The following is a 19,025-nucleotide window of genomic DNA, read 5'->3' as shown; positions in this document are numbered from 1 at the left end:
CGGATAAAAGGTTTCTACTTATGAAAACATTGCTCCCGACATCGACGGCTGGCAGCCTGCCGAAACCCACCTGGCTTGCGCAGCCGGAAACGCTCTGGTCGCCGTGGAAATTACAGGACGACGAATTACTGGCAGGGAAACAGGATGCGCTGCGTTTGTCTCTGGACGAGCAACTCCGCGCGGGGATTGATATCGTCAGCGATGGCGAACAAACCCGCCAGCATTTCGTTACCACCTTTATTGAACATCTGAGCGGAGTGGATTTTGAGAACCGCCAGACGGTGCGCATCCGTAATCGCTATGATGCGAGCGTGCCGACCGTGGTGGATGCGGTAGCGCGCCAGAAACCGGTGTTCGTTGACGACGCGAAGTACCTGCGCCAGCTTACGGACAAGCCGATCAAGTGGGCGCTGCCCGGCCCCATGACCATGATCGACACGCTCTACGATGCCCACTATAAAAGCCGCGAAAAGCTGGCCTGGGAGTTCGCTAAAATCCTCAATCAGGAAGCGCGCGAGCTGGAAGCGGCAGGCGTTGACATCATTCAGTTCGATGAACCGGCCTTTAACGTCTTTTTCGACGAGGTGAACGACTGGGGTATCGCCGCGCTGGAGCGGGCCATTGAAGGGCTGAAGTGCGAAACCGCAGTACATATCTGCTACGGTTACGGCATCAAAGCTAATACGGACTGGAAAAAGACGCTCGGCTCCGAGTGGCGCCAGTATGAAGAGGCGTTTCCTAAATTGCAGACCTCGAAGATCGATATCATCTCGCTGGAGTGCCACAACTCGCGCGTGCCGATGGATCTGCTGGAGCTGATCCGCGGTAAAAAAGTGATGGTCGGGGCGATTGACGTCGCCACCCAAACCATCGAAACGCCGGAAGAGGTCGCCGATACGCTGCGCAAGGCGTTGCAGTTTGTGGATGCAGACAAGCTTTATCCGTCGACCAACTGCGGCATGGCTCCCCTTTCCCGCCAGGTTGCCAACGGTAAGCTCAAGGCGTTAAGCGCCGGGGCAGAGATCCTCCGCCGCGAGCTTGCCCGTTAATCCTCAGGTTTGCCAGTACAGCGGCGTACCGAACCGTTCAATATAGTAATCAATCACCGCCCTGACGTTCAGGGGCGGATGACGCGCGTTCGGGTAAATCGCCGCAATCGTCAGCGGCTCCGTATTGATTGAACATTCCCTCTCCGGCAGCAATGCCACCAGCTCACCGCTTTTCAGCCGCTCGCTCACCATCCAGTCGGGGAAAAGCACAATGCCCATGCCGCCCAGCGCCGAAATCAGGAGCGTTTCCGCGTTATTGGAGGTCATCAACGGTACGACGGGATAGTGAATCCACGCCTCGCCCGGCGACCGGATCAGCCAGCGGTTAGGCCCGGACGATCCGCGGTACACCAGACAGCGGTGACGGCTAAGATCGTCCGGCCCCTCAGGCGCGCCATGTTTGCGCAGATAGTCCGGCGAGGCCGCCAGATGGTAGAACTGCTGCCCAAACACCCGCGCGTGAAACGAGGAGTCCGTCAGCGCGCCGATGCGAAAGATAACGTCCGCGGCGTCGCGGTGAGGATCGATAAAATCGTCGGTGAGGGTAAGTTCAACGGAGAGACGGGGATAACGCGCCAGCAGCCCAGGCAGGCCCGGCGCGATATGCCGTTGTCCGAAAAAGACCGGGCCATTGATGCGCAGCGTGCCCGACGGCTCGCGGGCGCGTTCATCCAGCTCGCGTCGCGCATCCTCCAGGTTCCCGGCCATCGCCCGCGCATAGCGAACAAAAAGATGTCCGCTCTCTGTGGGCATAATCGCCCGCGTGTTGCGGTAGAACAGCTGTTGCCCGAGGGCGTCCTCAAGCTGGTGGATCACGCGTGAAACCTGCGACGCGGAGATCCCTTCCCGCCGCGCGACCACGGAAAAATTTTGCGTTTCGTATACGTCAATGAAGATCAGCAGCGCGCGAATGCTGATATGTCCGGCATCCATCATTAATGCATTTCCTGCACAGGTGTTTCCTGCATTATGGCATTTTTCTCAATGATGTTCAGACGTAATCTTCTCCGCCTGGAAAAAGGAGAAAAAGCGTTATGCACATTATTTTAATTTTACTGGTGATTGCCGGCGGCATGGGGCTGTCCGTGGAAGCCGGGCTGCTGGGGCCGCTGGGCGCGGAGGTAGGCGATCTGTGGGCTGCGTTCAGCATATTCAGCGTGGGAACGGGGCTGACGTTTCTGCTGATGCTGTTTTTCAGCCCGCGCAACAGCCCCTCATTTTTTGCGCAACCGTCATGGCATCTGCTCGGCGGCGTGCTCGGTCCGGTTTACGTCATCATTCTCACCATTGCCACCCCGGCGATCGGCATCGCGATGACGATGATTGGCATTCTGGCCGGTCAGGTATTTAAAAGCCTGATTATTGACCACTATGGCCTGCTGGGTACGCCGCACCGCAGGATCGATACGAAACGCATTATTGCGCTGGGGTTTATCATTGCGGCGCTCATTCTCGTGGCTCAGGGGTAACGTTATGACAGTAATTATGATTATTCTGGCCGTGATTGGCGGCGCGACGCTGAGCATTCAGGCTGCGATTAACGGGCAATTAGGCAGCAGCGTGGGGGTTTTCAAAAGCGCGTTTCTGACGTTTTCCGTCGGCGCGCTGGTGACCGCCCTGCTCATCTTCTTCTTTGAGCCGAAACAGGCGGTCAGCCTGATGGATGTGCCCAAATGGCAGCTTCTGGGCGCCCTGTGCGGCGTGCCTTATATCGTGATTATGGTGCTCGCGGTGCAGCGCATCGGCACCGCCGTTGCCACGGTAGCGGTGATCCTGGGCCAGCTGGCCATGAGCATGCTGATTGATAACTTTGGCTGGCTGAACAATGAAGCCATTCCGTTTTCAATGAGCCGTTTGGGGGCCGTGGTCTGCCTGAGTATTGCGCTCTTCTTCATCTACTCAAGCAGTAAACCTCAGCCCGAAGAGGATTAACCGCCCTCTTTGCGGGTAAAGAACAGCGTCACCGTGGCGACGGTGACGCCAAATTTCTTCATCTCGGTCTTATTGAACAGATGGGTGCCGTCCTGCAAATACATCCAGTCATCGAAGTGCAACAGCCAGGTTTTGCCGTCCGCCTTCACGTTCATGCTGTAGCGCCAGTTAAGGGCGTTGCCCGCCGCCCGGCCTGACGCCACACCCTCAATATCACCCGCCGTGCCCTCGTAGCGATTCTGACCAACGCGGCGGATGTGCCACACGCGCTGCTGCTTCTCGCCGTCGTCGTAGACAAAATGCTCGTTCAAGGTCAGCGTATCGCCGATAACATCGCCGGCGATCTCGACGTGGAAACGGCGGATCTGCTTACCGCTGCGATCCTGAACCATCCCCCACGCCTCGGTTTTCCCCTGGAAATAGGTGAAAATATCCAGCGTCGGCTGCTGCTGACGATACTCTGTCACCTCGGTGCTGCATCCGGCCACCAGCATCGTCAGGGCAAGCGCCATTAACAGGAAACGTTTCATTTTGGTCCTCCGATTAACTGCTGACGCAGTTCAGGATACTCGGTGCGGGGATCGAGCCAGATCGCCAGAAAGCGCGAGCTAAACGCTGCCGACTGGCGTGGCCCGAGTGGCGTAAAGTTTTTCTGCGACGCTGTAGAGCGATACCAGAATTGCCCCTGTCCGTCCTTCAGCACAAACGCAAGCTGCGCGCCGGGCGTGACGTCGGGCCAGAGCGTGGACAGCATGCGTAGCCAGGCTTCACTCTGCGGCTCCTGCTGCAAAATGCCCTGCGCCTGCCACTGGTCGCGGGTCGCCTCGACCAGGTCGTCGGCAGCAATGTCGCGGGCGTAGGTAATAATCAGCGCGTTATCGCTGTCTATCCCCGCGTAGCGCCCGTCGGGCGTCAGAAGCTGAGAGGTGTAGACGGTAAGCGGCCCCCAGGTGAGCGTGGCGTCGCCCACCTTGCGCCAGCTCAGCCAGTCTGCCGCCTGCACGCTACAGGTGAATAGGGTCAGCGCGAGCATGAATAACAGATTTCTCATTGTTGTCTCCCCATCAGCAGGTGGAAAAACAGCATCAACACCAGCCAGCCCGGGATCATCCAGCTGACGACGATAAAGGTCGGTTCCAGGAACGTTATGGCCCCCAGACGCTCGCCGATCAGGTAGGCCACCGGCCCGCCCACGGTCGCCAGCGCCGTCAGCAGCCAGCCCGGCAGCGTTGTCGTGCGGGTTAGCTGCGTCCAGACGCAGGCAAACATCAGCCACAGCGCGACCATCCATAGCGGCATTAGCGACGCACCGGTAAAGGCAATCAGCCCGGTCAGCGCCCAGAGAGCGTCAAGCAGCGCGCCCGACGCAGCCAGCACAATGGCGTATAGCCGGTGCGAAGGCGGTAACAGCAGCCAGGCAAGCACCGCCAGCGCGATCCAGATGACCAGACCCTGCTCGCGAAACAGCACCACCAGCGTCCAGTAGAGATCGAACCCGATGGCCAGCAAAAAGACCTGCCCGTAGCGCTTCATACGCGTTCCGCAGTGAGCTGCACCACGCTGATGGTGCGGGCGTTAAACCCGGCTTCACAATAGCCGAAGTAGTACAGCCACATCCGGCGGAACCGTTCATCAAACCCGAGCTTTTCTATCTCCTGCCAGGCGTGAATGAAGCGCTGCCGCCAGTGGGCGAGCGTACGGGCGTAATCCGGCCCCATATCAAAGAGGTTACGCACCACAAAATCCGTGTGGCGTGTCATCAGGTCATTCATGGCGGTGATGCTGGGCAAAAAGCCGCCGGGGAAGATGTAGCGCTGTATAAAATCGACGCTTTTGCTGTAGTCGCGGTAGCGCTGATCCTGAATGGTGATGGCCTGAATCGCCATCCTCCCGCCTGGACGCAGACGCGCCTGACAGGTGCGGAAAAACGTTGGCAGGTAGCGTTGGCCGACGGCTTCGATCATCTCAACCGACACCAGCTTATCGTACACCCCGGTCAGATCGCGGTAGTCGCAGAGCAGCACCTCAACGCGATCCTGCAAGCCTGCCCGCGCGATCCGCGCGGTGGCCCAGTGGTACTGCTCCTGCGACAGCGTGGTGGTGGTCACCCGACAGCCGTAGTGACGGGCGGCGTACTCCGCCATCGCCCCCCAGCCGGTGCCAATTTCCAGCAGATGGTCGTTTGCGGTGAGCGCCAGCTGGTCGCACAGCCTCGCCATTTTTGCCTGCTGAGCCGCCGCCAGATCCTGATCTTCCCCGGTAAACAGCGCGCTGGAGTACAGGAGTTGCTCATCAAGGAAATGGGCGTAAAAGGTGTTGCCGAGATCATAATGGGCGGCAATATTTTCACGCGCCTGAGCGCGGGAGTTGCGCCGCGCCCAGTGCCGTAGCCGCTCCACCGGCTTCGCGAGCAGGCGAAACCCTTTTTCCAGCTGCCCGAGGATCTGGGTATTGCGCGCAATCAGCTCCAGCAGCGGCGTCAGGTGGGCCGTCTCCCAGTCGCCATCCATCCACGCTTCCGCCGCGGCAAGGCTGCCTCCCGTTAAAATGCGCCAGTAGACGCCCGGAGATCGCACCTGCACTTCGGCGTGAAGCGCGGCGGACGCGTCGCCGAAATGGAACGTCTGCGGCCCTTCACGGAGCGTCAGCGAGCCTCCGCGCAGGCCGTTCAGCAGGCGAAAAAGCAACCAGCGCGCGACGCGAGCGTTGCGCGGGATATCGGGTTCAAGCGCAAAGACGGGATCGGTCATGATCGTTCACTCCTGCTGAGGGGATGGTTATGCAGCGGCACGCGCTTGAGCCACAGCCTGAGCGCCTGCCAGTAAATAGCAAAAACGGTTTTAAGGGTCATCAACGGGATCCGCACCAGCATCGCCCGCAGCGCCCCACGCGTCAGCGGTGCCCGGCGTAGCGTCAGCGTGGCATCAAACACCTTCGTTTCCTGATGGTTTTCAATATGCATGCGCAGCGTGCTGTCCGGGCTGTTGAAGCGCCAGTGGTAAACCATGTCCATCGGATTAAAGGGCGAAACATGAAATGCTTTCTCCGTCGGCGGAGCGTCCTGCCCCGCCACGGCGTAGTAATGCCGTTCATTCCACGGCGTGTTACGCACTTCGGCGAGAACCCAGCGCAGAGTGTCTTCGCCGTCATAGCAGTAGTAAAAATTGACCGGGTTAAAATGAAAGCCGAAATATCGCAGCTGCGTCAGAAGCATGATCCGCCCCGCCGGGCGCTCGCCGGTCAGCTTTTCCAGACGCTCAAGGACGCGCTCTTTGAGCGGCGTGCCCAGCGGGTAATCCGCATCATAAAAGGCCGCGGGCGCAAAGCGGTTTCGCCGCACGCCGACGGAGGGCAGTCTGTCCAGCTCATCGAGATCGAGCCACGCCATAAACACGCTATAGGTAAAATGGTGCGCTTTCGGCGTAAGACGGCGATGGCGCAATGCGCCGTGGTAAAGGCAACTGTTCATCTCAGTTGCCCTCCCCGGCCGCGAGAGCATTCACCACGTCCAGCGCGCTGCGCACGCCATCTTCGTGAAAGCCGTTGTACCAGTACGCGCCGCAGAACCAGCTCCGCTGGCGACCGTTTATCTCGCCGCGCCGGGCCTGGGCATGCCAGCTCTTCGGGTTAAAAAGCGGATGCTCATAGACAAAGCGGCGCAGCAAAAAGCGCTCATCCACCGGCGTTTCCGGGTTGAGGGTGACGCAAAACAGCGGACTGCCGGCGGGCAGCCCCTGTAAAATATTCATGTTGTAGGTAACGCAGGCGCTGGCATCATCCTGCTCGCTGAGGCGATAGTTCCAGCTGGCCCAGGCGCGGTCGCGCACCGGCAGCCAGCGCGGATCGCTGTGAAGTACCACCTCGTTACGCTGCCAGCCGATATCCCCCAGCACCTCGCGTTCGGCCTGCGTCGGGCTGGCGAGCATCGCCAGCGCCTGTGCCGAGTGGCAGGCAAAGATCACCTGATCGAAGGTATGCGTAACACCTTCCCGCTCAATGTCGACGCCGCGATCGTGGCGAACAACCTTCTGAACCGGCGCGTTGAGGTGCAGCGTCAGGCGATCGCCAAGCTTGTCCATCAGCGCGCGGATGTACTCCCGGGAGCCGCCCGGCACCACGTACCACTGCGGACGATGGGTGATATCCAGCAAACCGTGGTTGTCGAAAAAGCGTAAAAAGAGCGGCAGCGGGAACCGTTTCATCTCCTGTAGCGACGATGACCAGATCGCCGCCCCCATCGGCAGGATGTAGTGACGGGCAAAAAAAGGCGTGAAGCGGTGCTGGCGCAGGAACGTCTCCAGCGTGGCGGACTCGCTAACGTCGCCCTCAAGCGTCTGTTTCGCCAGCCGGTTAAAGCGCACGATCTCCTTCAGCAGCGTCCAGAAGCCGGGGTTCAGCAGGTTACGACGCTGTGCGAACAGCGACGTCAGGGTATGCCCGTTATACTCCAGCCCGCTCTGCGGGTTGTGCACCGAAAAGCTCATCTGCGTTTTTTGCCCGCTGATGCCCAGCTCGCTGAGCAGCCCCATAAAGCGCGGATAGGTGCGGTCGTTATAGACGATAAAACCGGTGTCGATGGCATACGTTCCCTGCGGGGTGTCAACATCTACCGTTGCGGTATGGCCGCCCGGCGTAGCCTGCGCTTCAAACAGCGTGACCTGATGATGTCCGGCGAGCCGCCAGGCACAGGTTAATCCGGCGATGCCGCTGCCGATAATTGCAATCTTCATGGCCGCACCATCCTGCGCAGCAGTGCGCGCTGAAGTACGTTGGGCAGGCCGGAAAGCAGGCGCAGCGCCAGGCTGAACCCGGCGGGAAACGCGATAGTATCTTTCCCTTTTGCCAGACCGCGACGAATGGCGCTGACGGCCTGCTCCACGCTAACCCGGCCCGGCATCGGAAAATCGTTTTTGCGGGTTAGCGGCGTGTCGACAAAACCGGGTGAAACGACCGTGACGGCAATCCCTTTCGGCTCCCAGTCGAGGCGTAGCGTGTCGGCAAACCAGGTTAACGCCGCCTTGGAGGCGCCATACGCTTCGGCCCGGGGGAAGTGAAGCCAGTGCGCCATCGAGCTGACCAGCACCACGCGGTTGCCGGATACCAGCTGCGGCTGCAACGCGGCAAGGCAGTTTACCGGCCCCATGAAATTGGTGGTCATCACCCGCTCCACCAGCGCGGCATCCACTTCGCCGCGATCGAGATACTCGCAGGTTCCGGCGCAGAGGATCACCGTATCGGCAGCACAGTCCGCCAGCGCCTGGCGACAGGCGTCCCTGTCCGTCATATCGAACAGGCGCACCGTAATATTGGGGCTGTGCTGATGCAGGTCCGCCAGGCGTTGCGCATCGCGCCCGCAGGCAATCACCCGGTAGCCGTCGTCGGCGAAAGATGTCGCCAGCCCTGCCCCTATCCCCGAGCTTGCGCCGGTAATCAGAACCGTTTTCATGATTTCACTCTCCGCTTAACGCCGCGTACGGCCCAGCCGAGCACCGGGAGGTGTTCATAAATCATCTCTCCGGCATCGTAGTAATCGCGCTGGCGAACAATGCGATCGTCGCACATGTCTACCACGGAGCAGCCCGGCAGTTGCCGCATTGCCCCCCGGGCGATACGCGGGTGCGACCAGTGCATAATCCAGGTGACAACAAAGCGCTCGCCCTGCTGCAACGGTGCATCGACGGTAAAGCGACAGTGCTGAACGTTAGCCAGCAGATGGGTGAAATAGCGCTGAAGCGCGAACAGCCCGCTGTGTTCGCCAAAGGGATCGATAAGCGTGGCATCGGCGCGATAAATCTCCGCCAGCGCCGAGGGTGGCTGGGTATCCAGCGTGGTGTAGTAATCAACGAACCGACTGATGACGGACGGCAACGTGCTCATGGGTCACATCCTGGCTGTAAACAACGTAGCGAAATCGCATAATTAAAACTTACACAATTGGCGTTATTTGTCCAAGTTCAGGAGAATATATTTTTTATTGTCGCTTATTATCAACAGGTTAAATGCAGCCCGCGCAGCGCCATTTTTTGATAAAAGTTAGACACCCTCACCGAAGCCCGCTTTTTTAGGGATAACCTTAAGGCAAAAGTGCCATTTATCCTCCAGACTTATCCTTTTAATTCATAAGGATGTCACGCGATGAAAAATTTACTGATGGCGCTCTTTTCCAGCCCGGAATCTTTGTTGCAGGTCATGAGTCACCAGGAAATTATCGAAGCCGTAGAGGATGGCGACCGCATCATTATCGACCAGGATGGAAACGCCTCGGTTAACTACAAAAGCAGCGAGGTACGGCAGGACTTTCTGCGCCATGTCAACGCGCTAAAGAGGGCCTGAGATGGGAACGGCAATATTTATGGTATTGATGGTATGCGGGTACTGGTACACCAGCCGCGACCTGTCAACGCGATTCAAAATTAAGCGTTCTTTCGGCTGGGACGTCTATTTTCTCGTGGCGCTGTATGGCTGTATTTTCGTCCTTCAGGGGGTAATCGCCACCGGCCTGCTGTGGCTGCTGTTGTTCGCCCTTTCCGCCGCCGATAACACCTTCCATTTCACGTCTGCGAAATATGCCGACTGGCAAATTGATTTTATGAACTGGAGCTTCCTGGGTATTCAGGCCCCGGTAGTGGTAATGCTGGCCTTTGCGATTCTGTTCTGTCTCTACCGCTCGAACTGGGCCGGCAGCGCGCGGCTCGACGGCGAAGGCCGGAAAAAATTGTACAAGCGGCTGGCGCAGTCGAGCGGTATCGAACAGCTGCTCTATCAGTGCATGGAAGAAGGCGAGCTGGCGCACGTCACGCTGAAATCGCGGCGGATTTATATTGGCATGATCCATACCGCCACGCTGGAGTATGAAAAAACCGCCAATATTGTGCTTATTCCGATGCTGAGCGGCTATCGTGACGGGAAAAACATGCAGCTGTGCATTGAACACAACTACAGCAAATGGTACGCCGAGCATGAGGTGACGCTCGACTCAGAGCCAAAAAGCGCCATGGATTTCCGTAAGGTGATCATGCTGGACCAGATTGAGAGTATTTCGCTATTCGACCCCGCAAGCGCGAGCGCGCTGGCGATGCGTGAATAAAAAAATGGCGCCTTATTTCTAAGGCGCCAGGATTAAGAGGATGAAACCTAAACTTACGGCGTTACGATATTGAACCAGAAGTCAAACGTATCCATGTAGCTCAGCATCTCTTCCAGCTTCGCCCCGTCTCCGCTCACCTTCACGTCACCCTTGTCCATTGCCTGCTTCAGCGTCTCTTTCTTCAGGATGATGTCGTTAAGTGTGGTACGGTCAAGCGCGATGGTCGCATCGGCATCCTTCGCCTGCGCGTTGGCGGTATGGTTCAGCACGCCGTTTTCCAGCTCCAGCTTGTATTTGCCGCCATCCTTACCGAGATCGACGTTAAACACCGCTTTGGCGTTACCGGCACGCACCCCGTTGATGTGCACGCCCAGGTAATCGAAGAACATTTCTGGCGTCATCGCACGCACGGTATCCGGGCTGGCGGTGTTCGGCGTCGGCAGCTTTTTCACGCCATTTCGCAGCTCCTGCGCGCCCGTCAGGTAGAAGTTACGCCAGGTGCCCGCTTCCGCCTGATAACCTAACTGCTCCAGCGCATCGGCTTCCAGATTACGTGCCGCCTGGTTGTTAGGATCGGCAAAGACCACTTTGCTCACCACCTGGGCAACCCAGCGGTAATTGCCCTGCTGATAATCCGCTTTGGCTTTCTGCATAATGGCATCAGCGCCGCCCATGTACTGCACGAACTTCTTCGCTGCCTGTTCAGGCGGCAGCTCGTCGAGGGTTGCCGGGTTGCCGTCGAACCAGCCGAGATAAAACACGTAGGTGGCTTTGACGTCGTGGCTAACGGAGCCGTAGTAACCGCGGCTCGCCCACTGCTTCTCCAGCGATTCCGGCAGCTTAAATTCTGCGGCAATTTCATCGCGGGTCAGGCCCTTGTTGGCCATACGCAGGGTCTGGTCATTGATGTAGCGGTACATATCGCGCTGGCCTTTCATCAGCTTGACGATATTCTCGTTACCCCAGGTCGGCCAGTGGTGCTGCGCAATAATCACTTCCGCGTCCGCGCCCCAGCGCTCAATGGCGGCGTTGATGTACTTAGACCAGGCCAGCGGATCGCGAATTTTCGCGCCCCGCAGAGAGTAGGTGTTGTGCAGCGTGTGGGTCACGTCCTCTGCGGCCTCGATCATTTTCTTCTCTTTGACGTACCACAGCATCTCCGACGGGGCTTCCGAACCCGGCGCCATCATAAAGTCGTAGGTCAAACCGTCGATCACTTCTTCCTGACCGGTATGGGTGATGTAGTTGGTCGGCGGGATGAGGGTGACGGTACCCGCAGAGGTGGTGGTGCCAAGGCCCGCACCCACCTGGCCTTTTGCGTCAGGCTTCAGCAGGTTGCCGTACATATAGCTGGCACGGCGGCTCATCGCGTTCCCGGCCATAATGTTTTCGGAAACCGCCTCTTTCATAAAGCCATCCGGCGCGTAGATTTTCACTTTGCCTGACTTCACGTCGGCTTCGTCAACCACGCCGCGCAGGCCGCCGTAGTGGTCAACGTGGCTATGGGTGATCACCACCGCCACCACCGGCTTCTTGCCGCGATTATCATAGTAGAGATCCAGCGCTTCTTTCGCCGGTTCAGCGCTTAGTAGCGGGTCGATAACGGTAATGCCCTTCTCGCCCTCAATGATGGTCATGTTGGAGAGATCGAGATTACGGATCTGATACACGCCGTCGGTGACCTTAAACAGTCCGCCAATGTTGATCAGCTGTGACTGGCGCCACAGGCTCGGGTTCACCGTATCCGGGGCTTTTTCACCCTCTTTCACGAAGTCATACTTCGCCGGATTCCAGATAACGTTTCCTTGCTCGCCTTTGATCATGTTCTGCGGCAACGGAGCGATAAAGCCCTTATGGGCGTTCTCAAAGTCGGTTTTATCGGCAAAGGGCAGTTTATTATACAGGGCGTTATTAGCCTGCTGGGTCGTGGGTGTGGCATCCTGCGGCTGCACTTCAGCCCATGCAGAAAGCGAAAGCGATGTTAACACACCGGCCAGCGCCAGTTGCTTAGCGATTATCGTTAATTTCATTAAATGGCCTCATAGATTAATTGCGCCGCCCGGATATTTACTGCTGGCGGATAATTTAATGCGAACTCATTGAGGACCATTCTAAACAGAATACTTTCCCATCATAGTCCCATATGGGACTGGTATGAGGTTGTCTCGTCATCAGGACGCGACTCCTGCTATACTCGATGCGACGACAGTCGTTGCGGGACGAGGCCTAGCGTGAATTTTCAGGACATCCATACCTATTATCAGCAGCTCAATATTGGGCGCTTTTTTCCACAAATCCTGTCTTCAGGAGAAGCGCTAACCGTTGCCGCAAATAAAAAGTTAGCCGTCGAGCCCGGCTATATTTATTTCTGTACCGAAGGTTCTCTGACGATATTAATGCCTGAAGATGGGTTGAATATTGGCAATACCATTGAATATATGCCCATCGGGCTAATGGAACGCTATTGCCCGCTAGCGAAATTTGAATATCGCAGCAGTGCGAAGGTGAAACTGGTAAAAATTCCCTACGCCGATTTCGACCAGCTATTTTTGCACGGCGGGCCAGAACGCGTGCATGCACTGACCACTATTCTGACCTTCATGTCGATTTTTACTATCGATCTGCACAACGAGCGCGGACAGGTCACGAGCTACCAGACCATCAAACACATGCTGTACCGCTATCTCTATCGGCAGGAAACCCACACGGGCGAAAATGAAGGCCTGGCGCTGTTTATCATCAAGCGCACCAACCTGTCGCGAACGCACGTTTTTCGCGTGCTGGCAGATCTGAAAGCCGGGGGGTATATCACCGTGAAGCGCGGAAAGCTGGTGTCGATTGACCGGCCGTTGCCGGAAGCGTATTAAGCTCAGCCTCACGGATTTAAAAGACGCGCACAACCGGCGATTAATTATCCCGACCAGCCGATTTTGGCCGCAAATTCTCATCGAAGACCAGCCGCTTGCGTCCGGGCTCTTCTTCGCGCAATGGCTCCACCTGATGCAGCGTCTGCTTACAGCGGTCCACCAACACCTGATACTCCCGCGTGCCCTGCTTTTTCCACTCGATTTCCTGCGCGCTCAGCTCACGAATCGCTTTTGCCGGACTGCCAAGGATCAAATGATTCGCCGGCATCTCCGCTTTCGCCTTCACAAACGCCGCCGCCCCGACGATGCTGTTTTCGCCGATCGTCGCCCCGTCCATCACCACCGCATTCATCCCCACCAGCGCATTACGACGGATGACGCAGCCATGAAGGATTGCGCTATGGCCGATATGCCCGTCCTCTTCCACCACGGTGTCCTGCTCCGGAAAACCGTGCATCACGCAGTTATCCTGAATGTTCGCGCCGTCTTTCACCACGATTCGGCCAAAATCACCGCGCAGGCTGGCGTTGGGACCCACGTAAACGCCTTTCCCGAGGATCACGTCACCAATCAGCACCGCCGTCGGGTGAACATAGCTCTCTTCAGGCACGACCGGCGTCAGACCATCAATTTGATAAACAGGCATACCCTCTCCTTATGTGATATTCAGACCACCAAAGCGCTGATGATAAAGGGTGCCGGGAGCGGGCAGTTCGCCCACGGAGGTCTCACCCTTCTCGCTGACAAACGCCAGGGCGCCCGCCGCCACGCGCTGGTAGATGTTAATGCACAGCTGCCGCGCGCTCTGTCCCGCCCAGTGCGCAGGGAGTAACTCCTCCGGCAACAGCGGATCTTTCAGCACCACGCGACGATAAAAATGAATGAGTAACAGCTGGATCTGGAAGCAGCGTTCCGGGGTTAACTCCTCCGGCGACGCCTCCTTCAGAAGCGGCAGCAGCGGACGAAACGAATGGATAAACGTTTCGTACATCGCGTTTTGTTCAGTCAGCTGCCAGCACTCTTCCACGCGGGCTCGTAACGCCGCACGTGATAAGGCCAGCGGTGAATGGGCCTCAAAGAAGATGACGTTTTCCGCTACACCCGCGTCATGCAGCAGAGACTGCACATCCGCCAGGTTCTGCGACGGCGAGGCCATCAGGCTCGGCGCCAGCGTGCCAAACCCTTGCCAGATAAGCTGTTTTTTTACATCCGCGAGCGTGGTTTTATCCAGCCCCTCGGAGAGCAGCAGCAGCCATTTACCGTCCCAGGCCGGCAATTCCGCACGGTAGATTTTATTTTCCGCGCGACGGGTCAAACGCAGCCCCTTGTCGCTGAGACGGTAAAAGCTGCGGCGACCAATTCGGGATACATCCAGCCAGCCCTCTTTGTTGAGGCGAAACAGCGCGGTGCGCACAAAGCGCTCGCCAAACCCCATCCCTTCCAGCAGGGCCGCCAGGCTGCCGAGCCAGATCTCTCCGCCGCGATGGGAAAGCGCGTCGCCATACAGCGAGGAGATAAGCGACGTTCCGCTCACCGGAACCGAGCTGACCGCGTGCTGGATAAAAGCGTCAAGTTTATTCATGTGATTCATTCTGTTGTTATTTTTTTCCTGGATGAATCATAGCACAGGAATTTGGGTTTCCCCCCTCACCCCAGCCCTCTCCCTCAAGGGAGAGGGGGCCGTCATGTTATGAGGTTCCTTCACCCGTTAGCCGCGACCTTACGCAGATCAAACACCCGGCAGGCTTTGCCTTCGGAACGCGGAATGCTGCCGCAGTTCACGATCGTCACGTCCGTTGAGATCCCCACCATCGATTTAATACGGTGCCGCAGCTGGTGGCAGACCTGACAGCGCTGTTCATGCGTCAGCGTTAAGCTGCTCTGTTTTAGTTCGACCTTCACCGAAAGTGAATCAAGATGTCCGCGGCGGTTGACCTCCAGCTGATAGTGCGGCGAAAGGTGTTCGAACTTGACGATCTCCTCTTCCAGCTGTGACGGGAAGACGTTCACGCCGCGAATGATCAGCATGTCGTCACTGCGCCCGCTGATGCGATCCATCCGGCGCATGGTGCGCGCGGTGCCCGGCAGCAGGCGCGTCAGGTCGCGGGTGCGGTAGCGGATCACCGGCAGCGCCTCTTTGGTCAGGGTGGTGAACAGCAGTTCGCCCTGCTCTCCGTCGGCCAGCGGCGTGCCGTCATTGGGGTTAACGATTTCCGGGAAGAAATGATCTTCCCAGATGGTCGGGCCGTCCGCGGTTTCCAGACACTCCATCGCCACGCCCGGCCCCATCACTTCCGAAAGACCATAGATATCCAGCGCAGTAATGCCCAGCCGTTTTTCAATTTCACAGCGCATCGCCTGCGTCCACGGCTCGGCGCCGAAAACGCCCACGCGCAGGGAACAGGCGCTGGCGTCACCGCCCATCTGACGCTCCAGCTCTTCGATAAGGTTCAGACAGTAAGAGGGCGTCACCATGATCATATCCGGCTGAAAATCGCGGATCAGCTGCGCCTGCTTCTCCGTCTGGCCGCCGGACATCGGGATCACCGTCGCCCCCAGACGCTCGGCACCGTAGTGCGCGCCCAGCCCGCCGGTGAACAGCCCATAGCCATAGGCCACGTGAATTTTATCCTTCGCGCTGCCCCCGGCGGCGCGCAGGGAGCGGGCGACGATATTAGCCCAGTTGTCGATATCATTTTGGGTATATCCCACCACGGTCGGCTTCCCTGTGGTGCCCGACGAGGCGTGGATACGCACCACCTGCTCCATCGGCACCGCAAAGGTATCGAACGGGTAGTTGTCGCGCAGATCCTGCTTGGTGGTGCACGGGAATTTTTGCAGGTCCGCAAGCTCGTTAAAATCGTCAGGGTGAACGCCCGCGGCGTCAAACTTGCGTTTGTACATCGGAACGTTGTGGTAGGCGTGGTTCAGCGTCCACTTCAGGCGCGCGGTCTGCAACGCCTGTAATTCATCAACGGACGCGGTTTCGATCGGATCAAGCTTTGTTGTATTTATCATCGCAGGGTACTCACATTATTGTTCGCTCAAACACGCTCAAGGATCATGGCAATGCCCTGACCCACACCGATGCACATCGTACACAGCGCGTAGCGCCCGCCGCGTCGGTGCAATTCATTGCTTGCCGCCAGCGCCAGTCTGGCACCGCTCATGCCCAGCGGATGACCTAGCGCGATCGCCCCGCCGTTCGGGTTAACGTGCCCGGCGTCATCCGGCAAACCCAGCTGGCGCAGCACGCCCAGCGCCTGGGCGGCGAAGGCTTCGTTCAGCTCAATGACATCCATATCGGTGATGCTCAGCCCGGCACGCTCCAGCACCTTGCGGGTGGCGGGCACCGGACCTAACCCCATCAGACGCGGCTCGACGCCCGCGGTCGCCATTGCCACAATGCGCGTGCGCGGCGTTAACCCCTGGGCAAGCGCCATCGGCTCGCTGGCGATAATCAGCGCCGCCGCGCCGTCGTTCACGCCGGAGGCGTTCCCCGCCGTCACCACCCCGTTCTTACGGAACGGGGTTTTCAGCGCGGCAAGCTGTTCAAGGGTGGTTTCGGCGCGCGGATGTTCATCCACGCTCACTTCCGTCACTGCTCCTTTTTTCCCCGCCACCTGTACCGGAATAATCTCCTGCGCCAGAACGCCGTTCTGCTGCGCCCGCGCGGTGCGCTGCTGGCTGCGCAGGGCAAACGTGTCCTGATCGGCACGGCTGATATTTAACAATTCCGCTACATTCTCTGCCGTTTCGGGCATGCTGTCAGTTCCGTATTGCTGATGCATGAGCGAATTCACAAATCGCCAGCCGATGGTGGTATCGAAGATCTCCGCCTGACGCTGAAACGCTGCCGTGGCTTTGCCCATCACGAACGGCGCGCGGGACATCGACTCCACGCCACCGGCGATCAGCAGATCGCCGTCGCCCGCCTTAATGGCGCGTGCGGCAAAACCAATCGCGTCCAGCCCCGACCCGCACAGGCGGTTAATGGTGGTGGCGGACACCGTCTGCGGCAGCCCGGCCAGCAGCGCCGACATTCTTGCCACGTTGCGGTTATCCTCCCCGGCCTGATTTGCGCAGCCGAAGATCACGTCATCAATGCGCTCCAGATCGAGCTGCGGATAACGCGCCAGCAGCGCGCGCAGCGGCACGGCCCCTAAGTCATCGGCGCGCACGCTGGACAACCCTCCGCCGTAACGGCCGACCGGGGTACGCACCCCCTCACAAATAAATGCGTCACGCATCAGGCTTCTCCTGTCACACTGCCGCCGGTGCGGTGGGATTTCCCGCGAAATAGCGCGACGGTTTTTTGGTGTTGGTTCTGAATTTCAATGTCGTATACGCCGGTCAGCTTGCCCTGATGCTTCACCCGCGCGGTGGCGGTCAGCTTGTCTCCGGCAAAGCCCGGTCGCAGAAAGTCGATGGCGCAGCCTGAGGCTACCGCCGCCAGCCCCTGACTGTTGCAGGCGTAGGCAAAGGCAGTGTCGGCCAGCGAGAACAGCTGTCCGCCGTGGCAGGTTTTATGCCCGTTAAGCATTTGCGGGGTGATGGTCATGGTCACCACCGCATAGCCCTCGTCCATGTCGATAATGTCCATCCCCATCGCCTGCGCGCAGGCGTCTTGTTCGTACATCGCGCGGGCGTTATGCCAGGCGTTATGACTCATAGCTACTCTCCAGAAGCGCACGCTGGCGCAGCAGGGAACAGGGGCGATAGCGTTCCTCGCCGTAGTGACGTTGCAGGTTCTCCAGCAGGGTTAACAGACGCTGCCAGCCAAGGCGCTCGCCCCAGGCGATAGGGCCGCAGGGATAGTTGACCCCTAAGCGCATGGCGGTATCGATGTCTTGCTCGCTGGCGACCCCTTTTTGCAGGGCGTCCAGCGCTTCGTTGGCAATCATCGCCACCGTGCGCCAGACCAGCAGGCCGGGGTAATCCGCAATCTGTAACACCCGCTTCTCCTGATGCTGCAACCAGTAAATGGCCTTCTGCGTGGCGGAGCGCGGGTTGCCGGGCGCGGCGGCAATCACGGCCACATCCCGCTCGATACGATCAACTACCACCACCGGGCAGCCGTGGCGCAGCGCCAGCGCCTGCGCGGTTTCACCCTGCGTTTCAATCAGCAGCAGTTCGTCAATTTCCGTGACACCGTCACTTCTTCGCTGTACGCGCATCGGGCTGCAGCTGTCGCTGACCGGGTCGAGCCAGCTGACGGCGGTTTTTTCCTCCTGCCAGCGGTAAACGCCCTGCCCGCTTTTTTTGCCCAGACGCCCCGCCAGCACCAGCTCCTGCTGCATCAGCGACGGCAGAAAACGGCGCTCCTGCCAGAAGGCGTTAAACACGGAGCAGGTCACGGCAAAGTTGACGTCCTGACCGATCAGGTCCGTCAGCTCAAGCGGCCCCATCGGGAAGCCGCCGCCGTCTCGCAGGGCGGCGTCGATCGCCTCGGGCGTTGCCACCTGCTCTTCCAGCGCGCGCCAGGCTTCCGAGTAGAACGGACGCGCCACGCGGTTGACGATAAACCCCGGCGTGGACTGACAGCGTACCGGCTGCTTTCCCCAGCTCAGCGCCAGCTCGCACAGCGCATCGGCCACTTCGGACGAGGTGGCCAGCCCGCTGACCACCTCCACCAGCTTCATCACCGGCGCGGGGTTGAAGAAGTGCAGCCCGGCGACGCGTTCAGGGTGGCTAATCTCCGCCGCAATCGCGGTAACGGAAATGGACGAGGTGTTGCTGGCGAGCAGCGTCTGCGGCGGGCAGACCTCTGCCAGCTGGCTAAACAGGGCTTTTTTCACCTCAAGCCGTTCGGAGGCCGCCTCGATCACCAGATCGGCTTTCGCCAGGGCATTGATAGTCGTCACCGGCGTCAGGCGGGACAGGATCTGCTCCGCGGCGTCGGCAGAAAGTTTTCCGCGCGAAACGCGAGAGGTCAGGCGCTGGCGAATGCCGTCAACGGCGCGGGAAATCGCCGCTGTGTCAATGTCGTACACCAGCACCGGATGACCGTGGCTGGCCGCTACTTCGGCAATGCCGGCGCCCATGGTGCCGCTGCCAATCACGGCGATTGTATGAAGGTTGGTCGCCATC

General features: G+C 58.9%; 22 protein-coding genes. 6 read left to right on the top strand and 16 right to left on the bottom strand.

What is annotated here, in order from left to right; all coding sequences use genetic code 11:
• Nucleotides 1-20 precede the first annotated feature (20 nt).
• Nucleotides 21-1,049 carry a methionine synthase gene (locus DBR02_RS20825; protein WP_063866773.1) on the top strand — a complete coding sequence of 343 codons (1,029 nt, stop codon included), beginning with the start codon at nt 21-23 and terminating at the stop codon, nt 1,047-1,049.
• Between the two features lie 3 nt (nt 1,050-1,052).
• Here DBR02_RS20825 and DBR02_RS20820 read toward each other — a convergent pair whose 3' ends face one another.
• Entirely contained in the window at nt 1,053-1,985 is a 933-nt protein-coding gene (locus DBR02_RS20820; RefSeq protein ID WP_107535306.1) for a LysR family transcriptional regulator, read from the bottom strand.
• Between the two features lie 98 nt (nt 1,986-2,083).
• On the opposite strand from DBR02_RS20820, the gene DBR02_RS20815 reads away from it, so the two are divergent.
• Nucleotides 2,084-2,518: a DMT family transporter gene (locus DBR02_RS20815; protein WP_003857304.1), complete on the top strand. Its 435-nt coding sequence runs from the start codon at nt 2,084-2,086 to the stop codon at nt 2,516-2,518.
• A gap of 4 nt (nt 2,519-2,522) precedes the next feature.
• Nucleotides 2,523-2,981 (top strand): DMT family transporter, encoded by a 459-nt coding sequence (locus DBR02_RS20810; RefSeq protein WP_107535305.1) that lies wholly within the window; start codon nt 2,523-2,525, stop codon nt 2,979-2,981.
• On the opposite strand, the gene DBR02_RS20805 is transcribed toward DBR02_RS20810, so the two are convergent.
• The 8 genes from DBR02_RS20805 to DBR02_RS20770 are packed head-to-tail and all read right to left on the bottom strand — an operon-like array spanning nt 2,978 to nt 8,858.
• Nucleotides 2,978-3,511, bottom strand: coding sequence for a DUF3833 domain-containing protein (locus DBR02_RS20805; protein ID WP_107535304.1), 534 nt, complete (start codon nt 3,509-3,511; stop codon nt 2,978-2,980). The genes DBR02_RS20810 and DBR02_RS20805 overlap by 4 nt on opposite strands.
• The gene (locus DBR02_RS20800) at nt 3,508-4,032 is read right to left on the bottom strand and encodes a hypothetical protein (RefSeq protein ID WP_107535303.1); all 525 of its coding nucleotides are present in this window, start codon (nt 4,030-4,032) and stop codon (nt 3,508-3,510) included. Before DBR02_RS20800 ends, DBR02_RS20805 begins: the two co-directional genes overlap by 4 nt.
• On the bottom strand, nt 4,029-4,514 hold the full coding sequence (locus DBR02_RS20795) for a DUF2878 domain-containing protein (RefSeq protein ID WP_063866778.1): 486 nt from the start codon (nt 4,512-4,514) through the stop codon (nt 4,029-4,031). Before DBR02_RS20795 ends, DBR02_RS20800 begins: the two co-directional genes overlap by 4 nt.
• Nucleotides 4,511-5,731 (bottom strand): SAM-dependent methyltransferase, encoded by a 1,221-nt coding sequence (locus DBR02_RS20790; RefSeq protein ID WP_107535302.1) that lies wholly within the window; start codon nt 5,729-5,731, stop codon nt 4,511-4,513. Before DBR02_RS20790 ends, DBR02_RS20795 begins: the two co-directional genes overlap by 4 nt.
• Entirely contained in the window at nt 5,728-6,450 is a 723-nt protein-coding gene (locus DBR02_RS20785) for a DUF1365 domain-containing protein (RefSeq protein WP_107535301.1), read from the bottom strand. The genes DBR02_RS20790 and DBR02_RS20785 overlap by 4 nt, the downstream gene beginning before the upstream one ends.
• Before the next feature lies 1 nt (nt 6,451).
• Entirely contained in the window at nt 6,452-7,711 is a 1,260-nt protein-coding gene (locus DBR02_RS20780) for an NAD(P)/FAD-dependent oxidoreductase (protein ID WP_107535300.1), read from the bottom strand.
• Nucleotides 7,708-8,427, bottom strand: a complete 720-nt coding sequence (locus DBR02_RS20775; RefSeq protein ID WP_064910585.1) for an SDR family NAD(P)-dependent oxidoreductase — start codon at nt 8,425-8,427, stop codon at nt 7,708-7,710. The genes DBR02_RS20780 and DBR02_RS20775 overlap by 4 nt, the downstream gene beginning before the upstream one ends.
• A complete protein-coding gene (locus DBR02_RS20770; protein WP_063451410.1) occupies nt 8,424-8,858 on the bottom strand; it encodes a nuclear transport factor 2 family protein in 435 nt (144 codons plus the stop codon). Before DBR02_RS20770 ends, DBR02_RS20775 begins: the two co-directional genes overlap by 4 nt.
• Before the next feature lie 258 nt (nt 8,859-9,116).
• Here DBR02_RS20770 and DBR02_RS20765 point away from each other — a divergent pair, with 258 nt between their 5' ends.
• Together DBR02_RS20765 and DBR02_RS20760 are read left to right on the top strand one after the other, a co-directional pair.
• Nucleotides 9,117-9,314: a hypothetical protein gene (locus tag DBR02_RS20765; RefSeq protein WP_107535299.1), complete on the top strand. Its 198-nt coding sequence runs from the start codon at nt 9,117-9,119 to the stop codon at nt 9,312-9,314.
• Nucleotide 9,315: 1 nt separating this feature from the next.
• Nucleotides 9,316-10,068, top strand: coding sequence for a hypothetical protein (locus DBR02_RS20760; protein ID WP_063866783.1), 753 nt, complete (start codon nt 9,316-9,318; stop codon nt 10,066-10,068).
• Nucleotides 10,069-10,121: 53 nt separating this feature from the next.
• Here the strand turns inward: DBR02_RS20760 and DBR02_RS20755 are convergent, their stop codons facing one another.
• Nucleotides 10,122-12,098 carry an alkyl/aryl-sulfatase gene (locus DBR02_RS20755; protein WP_107535298.1) on the bottom strand — a complete coding sequence of 659 codons (1,977 nt, stop codon included), beginning with the start codon at nt 12,096-12,098 and terminating at the stop codon, nt 10,122-10,124.
• A gap of 201 nt (nt 12,099-12,299) precedes the next feature.
• On the opposite strand from DBR02_RS20755, the gene DBR02_RS20750 reads away from it, so the two are divergent.
• Entirely contained in the window at nt 12,300-12,935 is a 636-nt protein-coding gene (locus DBR02_RS20750) for a helix-turn-helix domain-containing protein (protein ID WP_107535297.1), read from the top strand.
• A 40-nt stretch (nt 12,936-12,975) separates the two neighbouring features.
• On the opposite strand, the gene paaY is transcribed toward DBR02_RS20750, so the two are convergent.
• From paaY to paaH, 6 genes are all read right to left on the bottom strand, one after another.
• Nucleotides 12,976-13,581, bottom strand: a complete 606-nt coding sequence (paaY, locus tag DBR02_RS20745; protein WP_107535296.1) for a phenylacetic acid degradation protein PaaY — start codon at nt 13,579-13,581, stop codon at nt 12,976-12,978.
• Between the two features lie 9 nt (nt 13,582-13,590).
• Nucleotides 13,591-14,526: a phenylacetic acid degradation operon negative regulatory protein PaaX gene (gene paaX, locus DBR02_RS20740; protein WP_107535295.1), complete on the bottom strand. Its 936-nt coding sequence runs from the start codon at nt 14,524-14,526 to the stop codon at nt 13,591-13,593.
• A gap of 110 nt (nt 14,527-14,636) precedes the next feature.
• A complete protein-coding gene (paaK, locus tag DBR02_RS20735; RefSeq protein WP_107535294.1) occupies nt 14,637-15,953 on the bottom strand; it encodes a phenylacetate--CoA ligase PaaK in 1,317 nt (438 codons plus the stop codon).
• Nucleotides 15,954-15,979: 26 nt separating this feature from the next.
• On the bottom strand, nt 15,980-17,185 hold the full coding sequence (pcaF, locus tag DBR02_RS20730) for a 3-oxoadipyl-CoA thiolase (RefSeq protein ID WP_107535293.1): 1,206 nt from the start codon (nt 17,183-17,185) through the stop codon (nt 15,980-15,982).
• Nucleotides 17,185-17,607 carry a hydroxyphenylacetyl-CoA thioesterase PaaI gene (gene paaI / locus DBR02_RS20725; RefSeq protein ID WP_063866790.1) on the bottom strand — a complete coding sequence of 141 codons (423 nt, stop codon included), beginning with the start codon at nt 17,605-17,607 and terminating at the stop codon, nt 17,185-17,187. Before paaI ends, pcaF begins: the two co-directional genes overlap by 1 nt.
• The gene (gene paaH / locus DBR02_RS20720) at nt 17,597-19,024 is read right to left on the bottom strand and encodes a 3-hydroxyacyl-CoA dehydrogenase PaaH (RefSeq protein WP_107535292.1); all 1,428 of its coding nucleotides are present in this window, start codon (nt 19,022-19,024) and stop codon (nt 17,597-17,599) included. The genes paaI and paaH overlap by 11 nt, the downstream gene beginning before the upstream one ends.
• Nucleotide 19,025 lies beyond the last annotated feature (1 nt).

Source organism: Enterobacter cloacae complex sp., from assembly GCF_900322725.1.
Taxonomy (GTDB): Bacteria; Pseudomonadota; Gammaproteobacteria; order Enterobacterales; family Enterobacteriaceae; genus Enterobacter; species Enterobacter quasihormaechei.
The sequence above is the reverse complement of the archived record's forward strand: the minus strand, read 5'-3'. Positions and strand labels throughout refer to the sequence as shown.

What these genes read in the sequence shown, in the direction of transcription:
- paaX (WP_107535295.1), bottom strand. Translation starts at nt 14,526, where the DNA reads ATGAATCACATGAATAAACTTGACGCTTTTATCCAGCACGCGGTCAGC.
- paaH (WP_107535292.1), bottom strand. Translation starts at nt 19,024, where the DNA reads ATGGCGACCAACCTTCATACAATCGCCGTGATTGGCAGCGGCACCATG.
- DBR02_RS20780 (WP_107535300.1), bottom strand. Translation starts at nt 7,711, where the DNA reads ATGAAGATTGCAATTATCGGCAGCGGCATCGCCGGATTAACCTGTGCC.
- DBR02_RS20770 (WP_063451410.1), bottom strand. Translation starts at nt 8,858, where the DNA reads ATGAGCACGTTGCCGTCCGTCATCAGTCGGTTCGTTGATTACTACACC.
- DBR02_RS20760 (WP_063866783.1), top strand. Translation starts at nt 9,316, where the DNA reads ATGGGAACGGCAATATTTATGGTATTGATGGTATGCGGGTACTGGTAC.
- paaY (WP_107535296.1), bottom strand. Translation starts at nt 13,581, where the DNA reads ATGCCTGTTTATCAAATTGATGGTCTGACGCCGGTCGTGCCTGAAGAG.
- DBR02_RS20790 (WP_107535302.1), bottom strand. Translation starts at nt 5,731, where the DNA reads ATGACCGATCCCGTCTTTGCGCTTGAACCCGATATCCCGCGCAACGCT.
- DBR02_RS20820 (WP_107535306.1), bottom strand. Translation starts at nt 1,985, where the DNA reads ATGATGGATGCCGGACATATCAGCATTCGCGCGCTGCTGATCTTCATT.
- pcaF (WP_107535293.1), bottom strand. Translation starts at nt 17,185, where the DNA reads ATGCGTGACGCATTTATTTGTGAGGGGGTGCGTACCCCGGTCGGCCGT.
- DBR02_RS20795 (WP_063866778.1), bottom strand. Translation starts at nt 4,514, where the DNA reads ATGAAGCGCTACGGGCAGGTCTTTTTGCTGGCCATCGGGTTCGATCTC.
- DBR02_RS20765 (WP_107535299.1), top strand. Translation starts at nt 9,117, where the DNA reads ATGAAAAATTTACTGATGGCGCTCTTTTCCAGCCCGGAATCTTTGTTG.
- DBR02_RS20805 (WP_107535304.1), bottom strand. Translation starts at nt 3,511, where the DNA reads ATGAAACGTTTCCTGTTAATGGCGCTTGCCCTGACGATGCTGGTGGCC.
- DBR02_RS20785 (WP_107535301.1), bottom strand. Translation starts at nt 6,450, where the DNA reads ATGAACAGTTGCCTTTACCACGGCGCATTGCGCCATCGCCGTCTTACG.
- DBR02_RS20800 (WP_107535303.1), bottom strand. Translation starts at nt 4,032, where the DNA reads ATGAGAAATCTGTTATTCATGCTCGCGCTGACCCTATTCACCTGTAGC.
- paaK (WP_107535294.1), bottom strand. Translation starts at nt 15,953, where the DNA reads ATGATAAATACAACAAAGCTTGATCCGATCGAAACCGCGTCCGTTGAT.
- DBR02_RS20815 (WP_003857304.1), top strand. Translation starts at nt 2,084, where the DNA reads ATGCACATTATTTTAATTTTACTGGTGATTGCCGGCGGCATGGGGCTG.
- DBR02_RS20810 (WP_107535305.1), top strand. Translation starts at nt 2,523, where the DNA reads ATGACAGTAATTATGATTATTCTGGCCGTGATTGGCGGCGCGACGCTG.
- DBR02_RS20775 (WP_064910585.1), bottom strand. Translation starts at nt 8,427, where the DNA reads ATGAAAACGGTTCTGATTACCGGCGCAAGCTCGGGGATAGGGGCAGGG.
- DBR02_RS20755 (WP_107535298.1), bottom strand. Translation starts at nt 12,098, where the DNA reads ATGAAATTAACGATAATCGCTAAGCAACTGGCGCTGGCCGGTGTGTTA.
- paaI (WP_063866790.1), bottom strand. Translation starts at nt 17,607, where the DNA reads ATGAGTCATAACGCCTGGCATAACGCCCGCGCGATGTACGAACAAGAC.
- DBR02_RS20825 (WP_063866773.1), top strand. Translation starts at nt 21, where the DNA reads ATGAAAACATTGCTCCCGACATCGACGGCTGGCAGCCTGCCGAAACCC.